The sequence below is a fragment of the Streptomyces fungicidicus genome, assembly GCF_003665435.1.
Classification (GTDB): Bacteria; Actinomycetota; Actinomycetes; order Streptomycetales; family Streptomycetaceae; genus Streptomyces; species Streptomyces fungicidicus.
Window position 1 is genome coordinate 284854 of record NZ_CP023408.1, and the last position, 16973, is coordinate 301826.

A 16973-nucleotide genomic window follows, 5' to 3' on the forward strand; every position below is an offset into this window, starting at 1 on the left:
GTCGCTCACCCTGGCCATGGCCGGAGTCGCCATGCTGGCCCCCTCGGCGCCCCCCGCCCCCTCGGAGCCGGCCACCGCGCCCCCCGCCCCGCTGCCGCCGGCCGCCGCGCCCCAGCCGGTCACCGCTCCCGTGATGTCCCCGCCGGCCGTCGCGCCGCCCGCGGTTCCAGTGCCCCCCGTTCTGCCCCCCGTCACCGCGCCCCCCGTCACCGCGCCCTCCACCCCCGCGGCCTCCGGCACCGCACCCGCGCCCCGCACCGAACCGGGCGCGCGGCGCGCGGACGCCGTCTCGGCCGCCGACCTGCTGGCCAGGGTGCGCACCTGCACCCCGGTCTCCCGGGGCCGCTACCGCAAGGACCAGGGCGCCAAGGCCACCGTCCCGGTGTGCGGGACCCGCGGCGCCGTGTTCTGGAAGGCCGACATGGACATCGACTGCGACGGCCGGCCCGGTCCCCGCTGCAACTCCGGGACCGACCCGTACTTCTCCGCCTCCACCGCCTACGCGCAGTCCGACGGACGGCCGCTGAGCTCCGAGGAGACCCCCTACGTGGTGGTGCCCGCGCCCAGTGACGTGTGGAACCACCGGTCCCACGGCGTGCGCGGCGGATCGGTCGTGGCCGTGGTGTACCGCGACCGGGTGCGGTACGCGGTCGTCGGCGACACCGGCCCCGCGGACATCATCGGCGAGGCGTCCCACGCCACGGCCGAGTCGCTGGGCATCGACCCCGACCCGCGGGGCGGCGGCACCTCCTCCGGAGTCACCTACATCGTGTTCGAGGACAGCCGGGTGACGCCCATCGAGGACCACGACGCCGCGGTGACGGAGGGCAAGCGCCTCGCCCGCCGGTTCGTGGACGACGCCGGCTGAACCGCCCGCCCCTCACACCTTCCGGTACGTGTACGCCTCCACGGCCGCCGCCTCCACCGCCGCCAGGTCCGCCCCCGTGGAGGCCGTGACCACCGCGGCCACCGCGCCCTCCACGAACGGCGCGTCCACCAGCCTGGTCCGCTCCGGCAGTTCGTCGCCCTCGGCGAGCAACGCCTTCACGGTGAGCACCGCGCTGCCCAGGTCGGCCAGCACGGCCACCCCCGCCCCGCGGTCGACCGACGCGGCCGCCGCGGCGATCAGCTCGGCGCTGGTGCCGAGCCCGCCGCCCTCGGTGCCGCCCGCCGGCGCCACGGGCACCGAGTCGCCGGCGCCCGACAGGCCCTTCGCCAGCTCCGCCACCGACGCGGCCACCGCCGCGCTGTGCGACACCAGCACGATCCCCACCGGCTTCGCGTCACTCACCGCCGGCCTCCGTCTCCGCCGAGGCGTCGACGAGCGCGGCGATCAGCAGCGCCGACGACGTGGCCCCCGGGTCCTGGTGCCCGATGCTGCGTTCGCCGAGATAGCTGGCCCTGCCCTTGCGGGCCAGCATCGGCGTCGTCGCCACGGCGCCCTCCTCGGCGGCGTCGCGCGCCGCGGCGAAGGAGCCACCGAGGGCGTCCACCGCGGGCACCAGCGCGTCGATCATCGTCTTGTCGCCCGGCGCGGCACCGCCGAGCTGCCGCACCGCGTCCACCCCGGCGCCCAGCGCCTCGGCCAGTTGCCCCCGCTCCACCTCGGCCGCCTCGCCGAGCGCCTTGCCGGTGCGGCGCAGCAGGGTCCCGTACAGCGGACCGGAGGCGCCGCCCACCGTCGAGATGAGCAGCCGTCCGGCCCGGGTCAGCACCGCTCCGGGCGTGGCGGGCGGCTCCTTGTCCAGCGCCTCGCGCACCGCCCTGAACCCGCGCTGCAGGTTGCTGCCGTGGTCGGCGTCCCCGATCGGCGAGTCGAGGGCGGTGAGCCGCTCCGCCTCGCGCTCCACGGACGCGGCGGTGGCGGTCATCCAGCGGCGGAAGAACTCGGCGTCGAGCACGGGCACTCCTTGCGTGGTAGGTACTCCTGAACCCATGACCCCAGCGTCTCTCACACGCCCCAGCGCAGCCCCGGCGTACGCACCGGCGCGTCCCACAGCCGCAGCAGTTCCTCGTCGATCTGGCACAGGGTGACCGAGGCGCCCGCCATGTCGAGGGACGTGACGTAGTTGCCGACCAGGACACGGGCCACCGGGACCCCGCGCTCACCCAGCACCCGCTGCACCTCGGCGTTGAAGCCGTACAGCTCCAGCAGCGGGGTCGCGCCCATGCCGTTGACCAGGACCAGCACCGGATTGCGCGGGGTGAGGTCCTCCAGGACCGCGTCGAGCGCCGCCTCGGCGATCTCGCCGGACGTCATCATCGGCCGCCGCTCCCGGCCCGGCTCGCCGTGGATGCCGATGCCCAGCTCCAGCTCCCCGTCGGGCAGGTCGAAGGTGGGGGTGCCCTTGGAGGGGGTGGTGCAGGCGCTCAGCGCCACGCCGAAGCTGCGGGAGTTCTCGTTCACCTGGCGGGCGATCGCCGCCACCCGCTCCAGCGGCATGCCCTCCTCGGCCGCCGCGCCCGCGATCTTCTCCACGAACAGCGTCGCGCCGGTGCCGCGCCGGCCGGCCGTGTACAGGCTGTCGGTCACCGCCACGTCGTCGTTGACCAGGACCTTCGCGACCTGGATGCCCTCGTCCTCGGCCAGTTCGGCGGCCATGTCGAAGTTGAGCACGTCACCGGTGTAGTTCTTCACGACGAACAGCACCCCGGCCCCGCTGTCCACCGCCGCCGCGGCCCGCAGCATCTGGTCGGGCACCGGGGAGGTGAACACCTCGCCGGGGCAGGCCGCCGACAGCATCCCCGGCCCCACGAACCCGCCGTGCAGCGGCTCGTGCCCCGACCCCCCGCCGGACACCAGGCCCACCTTCCCGGCCACCGGCGCGTCCTTGCGCACGATCACCCGGTTCTCCACGTCCACCGCCAGCTCGGGATGGGCGGCCGCCATCCCGCGCAACGCGTCCGCGACCACGGTCTCCGGGACGTTGATGAGCATCTTCATGGGTACCTCCTGGGTGCTGGGCAGGCGGGTGGCGCACAAGGCTCACGCGGGACTCGGGTGAAGTGCCCGCTGTCGGCAGTATCTGCCTTGCGGCAGCGAAGGTCACGCGGAAGGACGTCCGTGGGCGTACCCCGGCGGGCGATCGGCACACGTCACGCGGAAGTCGCCGTTGTCCTCGGGGTGGTCGGGTGTATACGCTCCTGCATGTCATGTGACATTGCACAGAGGGGGAGCCGTTGACCCTGAAGGTCGTCGTCGTGGGTGCGGGCGTCGTCGGAGCGGCCTGCGCCTTCCACGCCGCCTCGGCGGGCATGGACGTCACGGTCGCGGACCGGGGCCCCGTCGGCGCCGGCACGACCAGTCGCGGGGAGGGCAACGTCCTCCTCTCCGACAAGGAACCCGGCCCCGAACTCGACCTGGCGCGGCTGAGCCGCACGCTGTGGGACGAGGCCGGCCGGGAGCTCGGGCCGGACTCCTTCGAACTCGAGTCCAAGGGCGGTCTCGTCGTCGCGAGCGGCGCCGAAGGACTCGTGGCGCTCCGGGAGTTCGCCGCCCGGCAGGAGGCGGCCGGCGTCCGCGTCGAGCCGGTCGGCCACGTGCGGGAGATCGAACCCCACCTCGCGCCCGACGTGCCCGGGGGCGTCCACTACCCGCAGGACGCGCAGGTGCAGCCGGTCCTTGCGGCGGTCGCGCTGCTGCGGGCCGCCGTACGGCGCGGCGCGCGCCTGGTCACGGGCGAGGCCGTCGGCGCGGTGACCGGCAGGGACGGCCGGGTCACCGGCGTCCGCACGGCCACCGGCGAGGTGCTGCCCGCCGACGCCGTCGTCAACGCCGCAGGGACCTGGGGAGGCGAGGTCGGCCGGCGGCTCGGCGCGCCCGTCGAGGTGCTGCCGCGCCGCGGCTTCGTCCTGGTGACCGAACCGCTGCCGCCGATGATCCGGCACAAGGTCTACTCGGCCGACTACATCGCCAACGTCGCCTCGTCCGACGCCGGACTGGAGACCTCCTGCGTCGTGGAGGGCACGCGGGGCGGCACGATCCTCATCGGCGCCAGCCGGGAACGCGTCGGCTTCGACACCACGATGAACACCGCCGTGGTCGCCAGGCTCGCGGCGCAGGCGTGCCGCCTCTTCCCCTTTCTGCGCGGCGTCCATCTGATCCGCTCCTACCGGGGTTTCCGGCCGTACTGCCCCGACCACCTCCCGGTGATCGGCCCCGACCCGCGGGTGCCGGGGGTCGTCCACGCCTGCGGTCACGAGGGGGCGGGCATCGGCCTCGCCCCCGCGACCGGCGCGCTCGTCACGGCCCATCTGCTCGGCCGCCCCTGGCGCGGCGCCGACCCGGCCGCGCACACCGCCCTTCTCCCCGACCGCTTCCTCGCCCCCGGAGGTGCGCAGCAGTGAGCGAGATCGTCGTCGACGGCGAGCCCCTGCCGTTCGTCGAAGGCCAGACCGTCGCCGCGGCCCTCGTCGCGGCCGGCCGGGTCGCCTGGCGCACCACCCGCGTGGGGCGCCGTCCGCGCGGCGTGTTCTGCGGGATCGGCGTCTGCTTCGACTGCCTGGTGACGCTCGACGGAGCCCGCGGGCAGCGCGCCTGTCTGGTGCCGGCACGTCCGGGCATGACCGTCACGACCGAGGAGGGCGACGATGAGTGAACCCGCGGACCTCGTCGTCGTGGGCGCGGGACCGGCCGGCATGGCCGCCGCGGTCACGGCACTGGCCGGCGGACTGCGCGTGGCGCTGGTGGACTCCGGGACCGCCGTCGGCGGCCAGTACTGGCGGCACCCCCCGGAGCACGCGCGGACGGCCGTCCCGACCGAGGACCTGCACCACGGGCTGCGCCGGTACCGCGCCCTGTGCGCGGCGTTGTCGGCGGGCCGGGCCGACGGCCGGCTCGATCTGCGCCTGGAGCATCACGCGTGGTCCGCGGTCCGCGAGGACGACGGGTTCGCGGTCCACGCGGTCGACCGCCGCGCGGCGCCGCAGGAGACCGCCGTCGTCCTGCGGGCGCCGAGGCTCCTGGTGGCCACCGGCGCCTACGACCGTCAACTGCCCTTCCCGGGTTGGGACCTGCCCGGGGTGCTCACCATCGGCGGTCTCCAGGCGCTGCTCAAGGGCGGCGGCGTGGCGGCCGGCAGCCGGGTGGCGCTGGGCGGCACCGGCCCGTTCCTGCTTCCGGTCGCCGCCGGCCTCGCGGCCCGCGGCGTCGAGGTGGTCACGGTGTGCGAGGCGGCCCACCCGGGGGCGTGGCTGCGGCACCCCGGCCCGCTGCTGCGCAACCCCGGCAAGTGGGCGGAGGGCGCCGGGTACGCCGCCACCCTCGCGCGCCACCGCGTCCGGGTCCGCCCGCGCACGGCGATCGTCGCCGCGGAGGGCCGCGAACGCGTGACGTCGGTGCGAATCGCCTCGCTGGCGCCGGACGGCAGCCCGCGCCCGGGAACGGAGCGACGCGTCGAGGCCGACGCGGTCGGCGTCGGCTGGGGCTTCGCACCGCAGCTCGACCTGCTCGTCCCCCTCGGCTGTTCCCTCACGGACTCGGCGGACGGCAACGCGGTGGTCGCCGTCGACGGGGGCCAGCGCACCACCGTCCCCGGTGTCTACGCCGCGGGGGAGACCTGCGGCATCGGCGGGGCGGCCCTCGCGGTGCACGAGGGCCGGCTGGCCGCGCGGTCGGTCCTCGCCGACTCCCGCGCCACCCCCGTACCGGCAGGCGGGCGCGGGGCCGCGCCGCTCTCGGCGGTGGCCCGGCAACGCGCCTTCGCCCGGGCGATGGCCCTGGCCCACCCGATCCCTCCGGCCTGGTCCTCGTGGCTGACCGACACGACCGTCGTGTGCCGCTGCGAGGAGGTGACCGCCGGTGCGATCCGGGCCGCCCGCGCCGACGGCGCCCACGACCACCGGCAGGTCAAGCAGTTGACCCGGGCCGGGATGGGCTGGTGCCAGGGGCGGATGTGCGGGCCCGCCGTGCACTGCCTCACGGCACGGGGACGGGCGTACGAGCCCGCGGAACGGCTCGTCGCGACGCCCGTCACCCTCGGGGCGCTCGCCGACCTCGACGAGGCACCGCCGGCATCGGCGGACCACGGTGAAACCGACAAGGAGTGTTCATGAGCGAGACCCGCAAGCCCTGGCACGGCGTCATCGTCGCGACCAGCCTGCCGTTCCACGACGATCTCTCGGTCGACTTCGGCGCGTACGGCGAGAGCGTCGCCCGCCTCGCCGCGGAGGGGATGCACGGCGTCGCCCCGAACGGATCGCTCGGCGAGTACCAGACCCTCACCCACGAGGAGCGCGACCGCGTCGTGGAGACCGCCCTCGCGCACGCCCCCGAGGGTTTCACCGTCATGCCGGGCGTCGGCGCCTACGGCGGCCGCGAGGCCGCGCGGCACGCCCGGTTCGCCAAGGACGCCGGCTGCCAGGCGGTGATGTGCCTGCCCCCGAACGCCTACCGCGCCGACGACCGCGCGGTCCTCGAGCACTTCGAGCTGGTGGCCTCGGCCGGCCTGCCCGTCACCGCGTACAACAACCCCATCGACACCAAGGTGGATCTGCGCCCGGACCTGCTGGCCAAGCTGTACGCCGAGGGGTTCATCGTCGGGGTCAAGGAGTTCTCCGGCGACGTCCGGCGCTGCTACGAGATCTCCGAGAGGGCACCCGGCCTCGACCTCATGATCGGTACCGACGACACCGTGCTGGAGGTCGGCATCGCCGGAGCCAAGGGCTGGGTCGCCGGTTACCCGCAGGTCTTCCCCCGCGCCTGCCTCGCGCTGTACGAGGCGTCCGTCACGGGTGACCTGGAGACGGCGCTGCCGCTGTACCGGCAGCTGCACCCGGTGCTGCGGTGGGACAGCAGGACCGAGTTCGTGCAGGCCATCAAGCTGGGCCAGGAGATGACCGGCCGCCGGGGCGGCGTCTGCCGTCCGCCGCGACAGCCGCTCGCCCCGGAGACGGAGGCAGTCGTGCGCGCCGCCACCCAGGCCCTCGTCGACGCCGGGGTGAACTGACGATGCGCTCGACGGTCTGCTACCACGCCGTCGACTCGCACACCGAGGGGATGCCGACCCGTGTGATCACTGGGGGTGTGGGCGTCCTCCCGGGTGCGACGATGTTCGAGAAACGGCAGCGGTTCGTCGCGGAGCGCGACCACCTGCGCACCCTGCTCATGTGCGAACCGCGCGGGCACGCGTCGATGTCGGGGGCCGTCCTGCAGCCGCCGACCCGGCCCGACGCCGACTACGGCGTGCTCTTCATCGAGGTCTCCGGATGCCTGCCGATGTGCGGCCACGGGACCATCGGTGTCGCGACGGTCCTGGTCGAGACCGGCATGGTCGAGGTGACCGAGCCGGAGACCCTGGTACGGCTCGACACCCCGGCGGGACTGGTCACGGCCCGGGTGCGGGTGCGCGACGGCCACGCCGAGTCGGTGACCCTGGAGAACGTCGCCTCGTACTGCCACGCCCTCGACCAGGTCGTCGACGTGCCGGGATACGGGGCGGTGCGTTACGACATCGCCTACGGCGGCAACTTCTACGCCTTCGTCCGGACCGAGGACCTCGGCATCCCCTTCGACCGGGCGGAGAAGCAGCGGCTGCTCGACGCCGGACTGGCCGTCATGGACGCGGTCAACAAGCAGAATCCGGTGTCCCACCCGGAGAATCCGGAGATAGACGTGTGCCACCACGTCTATCTCGAGGCCCCCGGATCGACCGCGGAGCACTCACGGCACGCCATGGCGATCCATCCGGGATGGTTCGACAGGTCGCCCTGCGGCACCGGCACCAGTGCCCGGATGGCGCAGTTGCACGCCCGGGGCCTGCTGCCGGTCGGCCGGGACTTCGTCAACGAGTCGTTCATCGGGTCCCGGTTCGTGGGCCGTGTGAGGGGGGAGACGACGGTCGGGGGCCGTCCGGCCGTCCTGCCGTCCGTCACCGGCCGCGCCTGGATCACCGGCACCGCGCAGTACCTGCTCGATCCCACGGACCCCTACCCGGCCGGATTCACCCTCTGAGCGGTCGGCCCGGGGCGGCGCCGCCCCGGGCTCGGTTCCGGCCGTGCTCGCGACGGGACTTGGCCGTGCGGCGGGAGAACTGCCCGGCCGGCGGCAGAGGAGAACGAGGAGCGGCCGGAAGTCCTACCGGCCGCCGAGCCGGAGAGCCGGCTCCCGCTCCGCGGCGTCCGCCCGGCCGTCCGCCCACAGGCTGCGGACGTGCGCGAGATGGCGGCGCATGCACTCCTCGGCCTCGCGGATCCGGCCGGCCACCATCAGATCCAGCAGTTCGACGTGCTCCTGCGCGGAAGCGACCAGCCGCCCCGCCTCGTTGAGGCTGCCCAGCCCGAACAGACGGGAACGCTTGCGCAGGTCGGACACCACCTCGACGAGATGCCGGTTGCCCGCCAGGGCCAGCAGTTCGAGATGGAACCGGTGATCGGCCTCGAGGTACTTGAGGACGTCGTGCTCCTGGGCCGCGGTGACGATCCGCTGCGCCAGCGGACGCAGGGACTCCAGCTGTTGGACGGCTGCCGTGGCGGCGACGCGTCCCACCGTGGGGACCTCGATCAGGGTGCGGATCTCGGTGAACTCGTCGAGGTCCTGCTCCGTCATCTCCGTGACGCGGAAGCCCTTGTTGCGCACGGCTTCGACCAGTCCCTCCCTGGCCAGGTCGAGCATGGCCTCGCGCACCGGGGTGGCGGAGACGCCGAGTTCGGCCGCCAGGGTGGGCGCGGAGTAGACGACACCCGGACGGAGCTCGCCCGCGATGAGTGCGGCCCGGAGCGCGTCGGCGACCTGGTCGCGCAGATGGGTCTGGACGGAGATCGCCCGGGATTTGAGATGAGACATCCGTGCTCCCGCGTCCGACCAGCCGATGACCTCCCACCATACAATGTCACGTTGTCCCGGTGGACCGGGGATGTTCCCCTGCCTGCCGCGGCGGCACGGCCGTTGTGCGGCTGGGCCGCCCTCACGGAGTGTGGCCGACCCGGTCCTCGGCGCGGAGGTGGTTCGTCACGTCGACGACTCCGTCGACGCTCTCGGACAGGCGTACCGCGACGGGGATCAGGTCCGCCCGGGGCAGGGTGCCGCTGAGCGTCACCCGTCCGTCGGTGACCTGCACGGTGACGGCGCCGGGAGCCAGTCCGAGGGTCCGGGACAGGACGTCCGTCGTGATCTCCTCGCCGATCGTGAAGTCCCGCCGCACGAAGCGGGCGACTCGCCCGTATAGAGAGCGAGTTCGTCGTCCAGACGATGCAGGGACTCGGCCCTGGCCGCCTGGTGCGCGCCGAAGCAGAAGCCGTCCAGGGCTCCGGTGAGTGCTTCCAGGAGGAACGACTTGCCCTGTCGCAACCGCCCCGACACCACACCGAGGCCCGGTCCGGGACGGGTGTCGCACGCGAACGCGACGAGCGCCTCCCACTCGGCGTCACGGTCGAAGACCACCGGCGGCTTCGCGGGACGGGGAACGTCGGACGGTGCCACGGCTGCTCCCATCGGTCGGCAGCACTCCTGTCACCAGTACAACCCCGATACGGGGGCGCCGCGACACACGCGGCGGACCGGCCCGGCCACCACGCCGGGGCTGTCCCGCTTCCCCGCCGCCGGGCGCTACAGGTGCTGGGCGAGCAGGAGTTCGTGCGCGAGCCGCGCGCACCGTGCCGTCTCCTCGGGAGGCACGTCCTTCGACGGGACGTCCTCGAGACCGCGGGCGAGTACCCGGACGGCCTCGGCCAGGGTCGCCACCTGCGCCTCCAGACGGTCCAGCCGGGCGTCCGGACCGACCGCGCCGCGTGCTTCCTCGGGTGGGTTCTGCGTCATGTCGCTCCTGCCCTCCGCGCCGGGTTGCGGGTCCGCTCCGGCAGCGCCCGCCTGCGGGGCACCCCTATGAGCCAGTAAACAACGGCCGGCCGGAGCCCGCAGGACGGCGCGGACGCGGCCGGGCGCCGCAGGTCAGCCGTCCGCGTCCGGGGATTCCGGCCGGGCCTCCCCGCCGACCCGGCCGCGCAGGTTGTGGAACTGGCGGATCTGCATGACGGCGTGCGCCGGTTCCCCCAGCAGCACGCCGAACGGACGGGTGAGCCACCGGGGCCGCCCCCGGCCGCGGGTGCGGACCACGAGCCGCGTGCCGCCCCGCGGGGCGGGCCGCAGGTGGAAGCCCCAGATCCCCGTCATGTACGCCCGGGGCAGCGGATCCCGGCCCGGGACGAAGGAGCGGCCCGAGGCCAGGTCCAGGTCCGAGCGCAGCACCAGGGTCCGCTGCGGCTCCAGGAGGGCCACCGTGAACCAGGACCGGCCGTCCGGGGTCGCGGTCAGCCGTTGCCCGGCCGTCAGGTGCTGCCACTCCGGCACGACGCGGTCCGCGCTGGGGATGCCGTACCGGTCCAGGCGGTCCCAGCTGTACCAGCCCGCGCGGTCGTACCCCATCTGGACCAGCCACGGCCAGACCTTTCCGGGCGGCGCGGGAAGCGTCGTCGCCATGACCGACGAACCGTTGGCCACGGGGAAGAGCTCGTCGCCGGGAAAGGCACGGCCGATCTCGTCCCCGGTCGCGCCCCAGGTCAGCAGCCGCGGCCGGATCCACAGCGCGTACGGCCCCGCAGCGGCGCAGACCGCGCCCGGCGCGAGGAGGCGGACCACCGGCCGCCGCCGGCTCTGCTTCGTGGACATCGGGTCCTCCCGTCCTCCCCGCCTCCATGCTGCCCCGGGCGGGCAGCCCCGGCAGCTCGTACGGCGGCCGCGGCGGCCGGTCATGGGGCCCTTCGGCCCACGGCCGGGGACCTGCGGTCTCTGCACGCCGACCCCCACCGTCGGCATCCTGGTACCGAGACCCCGACGCAGGAGGTGGATGTCATGTCCCGCACCATCACGGTGGGCTTCGACGGCTCGCTGGAGAGCCGTGCCGCCGCCGAGTGGGCGGCCCGCGAGGCGACGCTGCGCGGTGCGCGGCTGCTGCTGGTGCACGTCTGGGAAGGCGTCCCGGAGTTCATGGCCGAGACGCTGGGCGCGGACGCGCTCCGGCACAAGGGCGAGCGCCTTCCGCGCGAGGCGGCCGCGGGGCTCCGGGGCCGCCACCCCGGTCTGGACGTGGCCGTGGAACAGACGTCCGGGCACCCCATGGACGTGCTCCCGAGGATGGCGGAGGACGCCGGGATGCTGGTCCTCGGCTCCCGCGGACTGAGCGGAGTCGGCGGGTTCCTCGTCGGGTCCGTGGGCATGGTGGTGATCACCCGTACGGAGACACCCGTGGTGCTCGTGCGCTCCGGCGGGCACGCGGAGGGCGAGTACGAGAAGCAGCCGGCGGGCGCGCCCCCCTCGCCCGGCGCGTACCGGCCCGTCGTCCTCGGCCTGGACACCGACCACCCGCACGACTCGGTGATCTCGTTCGCCTTCGAGGAGGCGGCCCGCCGGGGCACCGCGCTGAAGGCCGTGCACGGCTGGAAGCTGCCGCCGTACTACGCCTACGCCCTGCCCGCGGACCCCCGGCTCGGCTCCGAACTGCACGGCCAGCAGGCCGCCGCCCTCGCCGAGACCCTGCTCCCGTGGCGGAAGAAGTACCCCGAGGTCGAGGTGATCGAGGAGTCCCGCTCCGGCAGCCCGGCCGACCGGGTGATCGACGCCTCCCGCGAGGCCTCGCTGGTGGTCGTCGGCCGCCGGATCCGCCGGGGCCCGCTCGGCGCCCGGATCGGCACCGTCACCCACGCCGTGCTGCACCACGCCACCGCCCCCGTCGCCGTCGTCGCCCACGACTGAACGCACCGCACGAGAGGAGTGAGGGACCGTGGACGCAGCGGCCGCACGGGACGCCGACGACAGGCCACTGGTGGTGGGCGTGGACGGCTCCGAGCCGAGCATGCGCGCCGTCGACTGGGCGGCCGACGAGGCAGAACTGCGCCAGGTGCCCCTGCGGGTGGTGTACGCCTGCCTCTGGGACCGGTACGAGGGGGCCGCGCTCGCCCGGGACGCCGGCCGTCCCGCCGGTCCGCCGTCGCCGCGGGAGATCGCGGACGCCGGCGCCCGGCGTGCCCGCGACCGCCACCCCGCCCTCCGGGTGAGCGCCGAGGTGGTGCCGGAGGAACCGGAGTACGTCCTGGTGCGCGCGGGCCGCGACGCCGCCGCGCTGGTCGTGGGCACCCGGGGCCGCAGTGGTGTCGCCGAGATGCTGCTCGGCTCCGTCAGCCTGACCGTCGCCGCCCGGGCCGACTGCCCGGTGATCGTGCTGCGCGGCAGCCACGACAACCAGGCCACCCCGCCGGTGCGCGGCCGGGTCGTGGTGGGCGTCGGCGCGGACGCCGGGGATCCGGTGGCCGTGCGCTTCGCCGTCGCGGAGGCGCGGCGCCGCGGCGTGCCCCTGGAGGCCGTACGGGCCTGGCGGTCCCCCGCGCGGGAGAACACCGACCATCCCCTGATGACCGGTGAGCCCGCCCGCCTGCACGAGGAACGCGCGGCGGAACAGCTCGAGACGGCGCTGCGGGACGTCCCGGAGGACCTGCGGGTGTACCGGCGCACCGTCGAGGGGTACGCCCGCCGGGTCCTGCTGGACGCCTCGTACCGCGCCGACCTGCTGGTCGTCGGCGCCCGGCGCCGGGAGGGACACCTCGGGCTCCAGCTCGGCCGGGTCGCTCACGGGGTGCTCCACCACTCCGCCTGCCCGGTCGTCGTGGTGCCGCACCGGGAGGACGACGCCTGACCGGCACGGATTGTGGCGTCACGGCACTGCCGCCACGATGAAGACATGGCTGTCACGCGTTCCGCCGGCCGTTGCGACGCCTTCCGGGCCCTCTCCGAACGGCGCGGGAAAGCCGGCGAACGGCTGATCGGGCGTCCCGCCCGGGCCCGGCGAGTCACGGCGGTCCGCGTGGCCGGCTCGTGACGGAGAAGGAGACCCGGCGTCCCGTGGCGGGCACCGGGACTCCCGTACGGGCCCCGGCGGACGGCCCCGGCGGACCGGCGGCCCCCTCCACCGTGGACGCCCCCGCCGTCCAGGCGCTGCCCGCCGGCGAGGTGTTCGCGGCGCTGCGCACCTCGCCGCGCGGACTGGCCCCGGCGGACGCCGCGGCGCTGCTGGCCGGCGTGGGCCCCAACGAACTCCCGGCGGCCCGCCGCAGGGGGCGGTGGCGGGAGCTGGCCGGCCAGTTCACCGATCTGTTCGCCGTCGTCCTGCTGGTCGCCTCCGCCATCACCTTCCTGGCGTACGGACTGCAGGACCCCCGGGACGCCGGCACCCTGCAACTCGCCGTCGCCATCCTGTGCGTGGTGGTGCTGAACGCCGCCATCGGCTTCGCCCAGGAGTACTCCGCCGAGCGCACGGCCGAGTCGCTGCAGGCGATGGTCAGACACACCTGCCGGGTGCTGCGCGACGGGGAGAGACGCGAGGTGCCCTCGCGGGAGGTGGTCCCCGGGGACGTGGTCGTCCTGGAGGCCGGGGACGCGGTGCCCGCCGACTGCCGGCTGGTGGAGGCGCACGAGGTCTCCGTCAACAACGCCGCGCTGACCGGGGAGAGCGACGCCGTCGGCCGTACCGCCCACCCGGTGGCCGCGGGACCGGTCCTCCAGGCCCGCAACTGCGCGTTCATGGGCACCGACGTGGTGGCCGGTTCGGCGAAGGCGGTGGTGTTCGCCACCGGTACGGCCACCGAGTTCGGCAGGATCTTCCGGCTGACCGCCGCGGCGCCCGGCCGGCGCACCCCGCTGCAGCGCCAGGTCGCCGTGATGGCCCGCAGGGTCGCGGGGACGGCGCTGGCGATCGGCGCGCTGCTGTTCCTGGTACGGCTGCCGACCGGACAGCCGTTCGTCGAGACCTTCGTCTTCGCCCTCGGCGTCATGGTCGCGCTCGTCCCCGAGGGCCTGCCCGCGACCCTGTCGGTGTCCCTGGCGATCGGCGTGCGGCGCATGGCCCGGCGGCACGCCCTGGTCAAGCGGCTGCTGGCGGTGGAGGCGCTGGGATCCACCACCGTGGTGTGCACGGACAAGACCGGCACCCTCACCCGGGCCGAGATGACCGTCGTACGGGTGTGGGCGGGCGGGACGGAGCACGCCGTGACCGGGGTGGGCTACGCGCCCGACGGCGAGGTCGCCGACCCGGAACCGGTGCGCGCACTGCTGCGCGCCGCCGCCCTGTGCTGCGACGCCCGGCTCGTGCCGCCCCCGGACGGGGCGGGCTGGCGGGTGCTCGGCGACACCACCGAGGGGGCGCTGCTGGTCGCCGCTGCGAAGGCGGGGCTCGACCCGGCCGCCGAGGAGGCCGCCGCGCCGCGCGTCGCGGAGCACCCCTTCGACTCCGGCCGCAAGCTCATGAGCACCGTGCACCGGGAAACCGGCGGCTACCGCGTGTACGTCAAGGGCGCGCCGCAGGAACTCCTCGACCGCTGCGTCGCCGCCGACCGGGCGGGGGAGCGCCGCCCGCTGACCGACGCGCTGCGGGCCGAGGCCGTCGCCGCGAACGACGCGATGGCCTCCCGCGGACTGCGGGTGCTGGCGGTGGCCCGACGGTCCGCGCCCGGCCCCCGCCCCGGCCGGGAGACGGCCGAGTCGGAGCTGACCCTGCTGGGGCTCGTCGGGATGACCGACCCGCCGCGGCCCGAGGTCAGCGACGCGGTCGCCGCCTGCCGGCGGGCCCGCATCCGGATCGTGATGGTCACCGGGGACCACCCGCTGACCGCCGAGGCCGTCGCCCGCAGGGTCGGCATCGTCACCGGCCCCGCGCCCGCCGTGGTGACCGGCGCCGCGTTCGAGGCGCTGGACGACGCCGGACTGGACGCGCTGCTCGACCGGCCGGAGGAACTGCTGCTGTGCCGGGTCAGCCCCGAGGACAAGATGCGGGTCGTGGGCGCCCTGCACCGGCGCGGCGAGGTGGTCGCCGTCACCGGCGACGGCGCCAACGACGCCCCGGCCCTCAAACACGCCGACATCGGCGTGGCGATGGGCGCCTCCGGCACCGACGTCGCCCGCGAAGCCGCCCTGATGGTGCTGCTCGACGACTCGTTCGCGTCGATCGCCGCCGCGGTGCGGCTGGGCCGGTCGGTCTACCAGAACATCCGCAAGTTCCTGATCTACCTCTTCAGCCACAACATCGCCGAACTCGTCCCGATCCTCGCGGCGACCTTCGCCGGCTTCCCGCTGGTGCCCATCAGCGCCGTGCAGATCCTCGCCATCGACCTCGGTTCGGACGTGCTGCCCGCGCTGGCGCTGGGCGCCGAGCCGCCCGAACCCGACGTCATGGACCGCCCGCCCCGGTCACGGAAGGAACAGCTGTTCTCCCGCGCCGTCATGGGCCGCATCCTCTTCCTGGGCGGCATCCAGGCCGCCGGCGTGACCGCGGTCTTCTTCTGGCACATCCACGCCTCCGGGATCCCGTACTCCCGGTTCACCGAGGACGACACCGTCTACCGGGAGGGGATCACGATGGTGCAGGCCGGAATCGTGGTCAGCCAGTTCTTCAACGCCCTCGCCGTGCGCACCGAACGGCAGAGCCTGTTCAGCGCGGGCCCCCTGTCCAATCCCTGGCTGCTCGCCGCCGGCTGCTCCGGCGTCGCCGTCATGGCGGCCATCAGCTATCTGCCCCCGCTCCAGGCGCTCTTCAACACCGCCCCGCTGGCCCCCGGCGACTGGGCCGTGCTCGCCGGCCTCGGCGTGCTGCTGCTGGCCGCCGAGGAGCTCAGGAAGGCCTGGCTGCGGCGCCGGGGCCGCACGGACCGGAAAGGAGGCACGCGATGAGAGTGATCATCGCCGGCTGCGGGCGGGCCGGGTCCCTGCTCGCCGCCCAGCTCGCCGGGGAGGGCCACGACGTACGGATCGTGGACCGCGCCGCCCGGGCCCGGGGGCTGCTGCCCGCCGGCTTCCCGGGCCGGTTCCACCAGGGCAGCGGCTTCAGCCGTACGGTCCTCGAGGCCGCCGGGATCGAGCACGCCGACGCGTTCGTCGCCCTCACCTCGGGCGACAACGCCAACATCGTCGGCGCGCGGACGGCCAAGGAGACCTACCGGGTGCCGATCGTCCTCGCCCACGTCCACGCCGCCCGCAGCGCCGACCTCTGCCGCGAACTCGGCATCCCCGCCATCGCCAGCGTCCGCTGGACCGTGCGGGAGATCCACCGGAGGCTGCTGCACCGCCACCTCACCCCGGAACTCGCCTTCGGCAACGGCGAGACACTGCTGATCCGCTCACGGCTGCCCGGCTACCTCACCGGGCGGCGCCTGGCCGAACTCGACGTCGACGGCGAGATCCGCGTCGTCGAGGTGACCCGGGCGGGCCGCTCGCTCGTCCCCGCGCACCACACCCCGGCGGAGCCCGGGGACCTGGTCACCTTCGCCGTCGCCGCCACCTCGCTCGGACGGCTGCGCGGCTTCCTGGACAAGGAGCTGGGGACGTGAAGGCGCTCATCGCCGGCGCCGGACGCCTGGGCACGCAGATCGCGCAGGTCCTCGCCGCCGCCCGCAACGAGGTCACCCTCGTCGACGTCGACGAGGACCGCGTCGCCGCGCTCGCGGGCCGGCTGCCCGTACGCCTGCTGGCCGGGGACGCCTGCGATCCCGCCGTCCTCGAGCACGCCGGGGCCCTCACCGCCGGCCTGCTCGTCGCCACCACCGGCGACGACGAGGACAACCTCGTCGTCAGCCTGCTCGCCAAACGGCGGTTCGCGGTGCCTCGCGTCGCCGCCCGCGTCAACGACGAGGAGAACACCTGGCTCTTCGACCACAGGTGGGGCGTGGACACCGCGGTCCCCGCCGCCACACCCCTGATCTCCCTCATCGAGGAGGCGACCGGCGCCACCGACACCGTCGCGCTGCTGCGGTTGAGCAAGGCGGGCGTGGACGTCATCGAGACCGCCATCACCCCCCGGTCCCGGGCCGCGGGCCGCACCCTCGCCGAGATCGCGCTGCCCGAGGGCACGGTCGTCGCGACCGTCGTCCGGGAGGGACGGCCCACCGTTCCCGCGCCCGGGATGCGGCTGCGGCCCGGCGACGAACTCCTCGTGGTCTCCCACACCGCCACCGAGGGGGAGATCCACGCGGCCTTCCAGTAGCCGCGGGCCGGGCGG

At 74.9% G+C, this 16973-nt stretch carries 19 protein-coding genes; 12 read left to right on the top strand and 7 right to left on the bottom strand.

Going from position 1 to position 16973, the window contains the following annotated elements; all coding sequences use genetic code 11:
• Positions 1-16: 16 nt before the first annotated feature.
• Entirely contained in the window at positions 17-868 is an 852-nt protein-coding gene (locus tag CNQ36_RS31520) for a glycoside hydrolase family 75 protein (RefSeq protein ID WP_420857179.1), read from the top strand.
• 12 nt (positions 869-880) lie between these two features.
• Here the strand turns inward: CNQ36_RS31520 and CNQ36_RS31525 are convergent, their stop codons facing one another.
• From CNQ36_RS31525 to dhaK, 3 genes are read right to left on the bottom strand one after another with little or no spacing between them, the layout of a single operon-like run.
• Positions 881-1291, bottom strand: a complete 411-nt coding sequence (locus tag CNQ36_RS31525) for a PTS-dependent dihydroxyacetone kinase phosphotransferase subunit DhaM (protein ID WP_121548982.1) — start codon at positions 1289-1291, stop codon at positions 881-883.
• Positions 1284-1901 carry a dihydroxyacetone kinase subunit DhaL gene (gene dhaL / locus CNQ36_RS31530; RefSeq protein ID WP_121548984.1) on the bottom strand — a complete coding sequence of 206 codons (618 nt, stop codon included), beginning with the start codon at positions 1899-1901 and terminating at the stop codon, positions 1284-1286. The genes CNQ36_RS31525 and dhaL overlap by 8 nt, the downstream gene beginning before the upstream one ends.
• Positions 1902-1951: 50 nt before the next feature.
• Positions 1952-2944, bottom strand: a complete 993-nt coding sequence (dhaK, locus tag CNQ36_RS31535; protein WP_004922162.1) for a dihydroxyacetone kinase subunit DhaK — start codon at positions 2942-2944, stop codon at positions 1952-1954.
• A 242-nt stretch (positions 2945-3186) separates the two neighbouring features.
• On the opposite strand from dhaK, the gene CNQ36_RS31540 reads away from it, so the two are divergent.
• Genes CNQ36_RS31540 through CNQ36_RS31560 form a run of 5 tightly spaced genes read left to right on the top strand, consistent with a single transcriptional unit; the run spans position 3187 to position 7951 of the window.
• A complete protein-coding gene (locus CNQ36_RS31540; protein ID WP_420857180.1) occupies positions 3187-4347 on the top strand; it encodes an NAD(P)/FAD-dependent oxidoreductase in 1161 nt (386 codons plus the stop codon).
• Complete coding sequence (locus CNQ36_RS31545; RefSeq protein WP_121548988.1) at positions 4344-4598, top strand: (2Fe-2S)-binding protein; 255 nt, start codon at positions 4344-4346, stop codon at positions 4596-4598. Before CNQ36_RS31540 ends, CNQ36_RS31545 begins: the two co-directional genes overlap by 4 nt.
• Positions 4591-6054, top strand: a complete 1464-nt coding sequence (locus tag CNQ36_RS31550; RefSeq protein ID WP_121548990.1) for an FAD/NAD(P)-dependent oxidoreductase — start codon at positions 4591-4593, stop codon at positions 6052-6054. Before CNQ36_RS31545 ends, CNQ36_RS31550 begins: the two co-directional genes overlap by 8 nt.
• On the top strand, positions 6051-6947 hold the full coding sequence (locus tag CNQ36_RS31555; RefSeq protein ID WP_121548992.1) for a dihydrodipicolinate synthase family protein: 897 nt from the start codon (positions 6051-6053) through the stop codon (positions 6945-6947). Before CNQ36_RS31550 ends, CNQ36_RS31555 begins: the two co-directional genes overlap by 4 nt.
• Before the next feature lie 2 nt (positions 6948-6949).
• A complete protein-coding gene (locus tag CNQ36_RS31560) occupies positions 6950-7951 on the top strand; it encodes a proline racemase family protein (RefSeq protein WP_121548994.1) in 1002 nt (333 codons plus the stop codon).
• A gap of 123 nt (positions 7952-8074) precedes the next feature.
• On the opposite strand, the gene CNQ36_RS31565 is transcribed toward CNQ36_RS31560, so the two are convergent.
• The 4 genes from CNQ36_RS31565 to CNQ36_RS31580 all read right to left on the bottom strand — a co-directional run bounded on the left by CNQ36_RS31565 (position 8075) and on the right by CNQ36_RS31580 (position 10603).
• A complete protein-coding gene (locus tag CNQ36_RS31565; RefSeq protein WP_121548996.1) occupies positions 8075-8782 on the bottom strand; it encodes a GntR family transcriptional regulator in 708 nt (235 codons plus the stop codon).
• A 121-nt stretch (positions 8783-8903) separates the two neighbouring features.
• Positions 8904-9140 (bottom strand): BON domain-containing protein, encoded by a 237-nt coding sequence (locus CNQ36_RS31570; protein ID WP_240659563.1) that lies wholly within the window; start codon positions 9138-9140, stop codon positions 8904-8906.
• 404 nt (positions 9141-9544) lie between these two features.
• Complete coding sequence (locus CNQ36_RS31575) at positions 9545-9754, bottom strand: hypothetical protein (protein WP_040905476.1); 210 nt, start codon at positions 9752-9754, stop codon at positions 9545-9547.
• Between the two features lie 132 nt (positions 9755-9886).
• Positions 9887-10603, bottom strand: coding sequence for a hypothetical protein (locus CNQ36_RS31580; RefSeq protein ID WP_240659564.1), 717 nt, complete (start codon positions 10601-10603; stop codon positions 9887-9889).
• 183 nt (positions 10604-10786) lie between these two features.
• Between CNQ36_RS31580 and CNQ36_RS31585 the strand changes: the two genes are divergently transcribed.
• From CNQ36_RS31585 to CNQ36_RS31605, 6 genes are all read left to right on the top strand, one after another.
• A complete protein-coding gene (locus CNQ36_RS31585) occupies positions 10787-11686 on the top strand; it encodes a universal stress protein (protein ID WP_121548998.1) in 900 nt (299 codons plus the stop codon).
• A 100-nt stretch (positions 11687-11786) separates the two neighbouring features.
• Complete coding sequence (locus CNQ36_RS31590) at positions 11787-12623, top strand: universal stress protein (protein ID WP_121549624.1); 837 nt, start codon at positions 11787-11789, stop codon at positions 12621-12623.
• Positions 12624-12668: 45 nt separating this feature from the next.
• Entirely contained in the window at positions 12669-12806 is a 138-nt protein-coding gene (locus CNQ36_RS34880) for a hypothetical protein (protein ID WP_163013450.1), read from the top strand.
• A 23-nt stretch (positions 12807-12829) separates the two neighbouring features.
• Complete coding sequence (locus CNQ36_RS31595; RefSeq protein WP_338058027.1) at positions 12830-15649, top strand: cation-translocating P-type ATPase; 2820 nt, start codon at positions 12830-12832, stop codon at positions 15647-15649.
• Positions 15646-16305 (top strand): potassium channel family protein, encoded by a 660-nt coding sequence (locus tag CNQ36_RS31600; protein WP_121549000.1) that lies wholly within the window; start codon positions 15646-15648, stop codon positions 16303-16305. Before CNQ36_RS31595 ends, CNQ36_RS31600 begins: the two co-directional genes overlap by 4 nt.
• The gene (locus CNQ36_RS31605; protein WP_121549001.1) at positions 16302-16958 is read left to right on the top strand and encodes a potassium channel family protein; all 657 of its coding nucleotides are present in this window, start codon (positions 16302-16304) and stop codon (positions 16956-16958) included. Before CNQ36_RS31600 ends, CNQ36_RS31605 begins: the two co-directional genes overlap by 4 nt.
• The last annotated feature ends 15 nt before the right edge of the window (positions 16959-16973 follow it).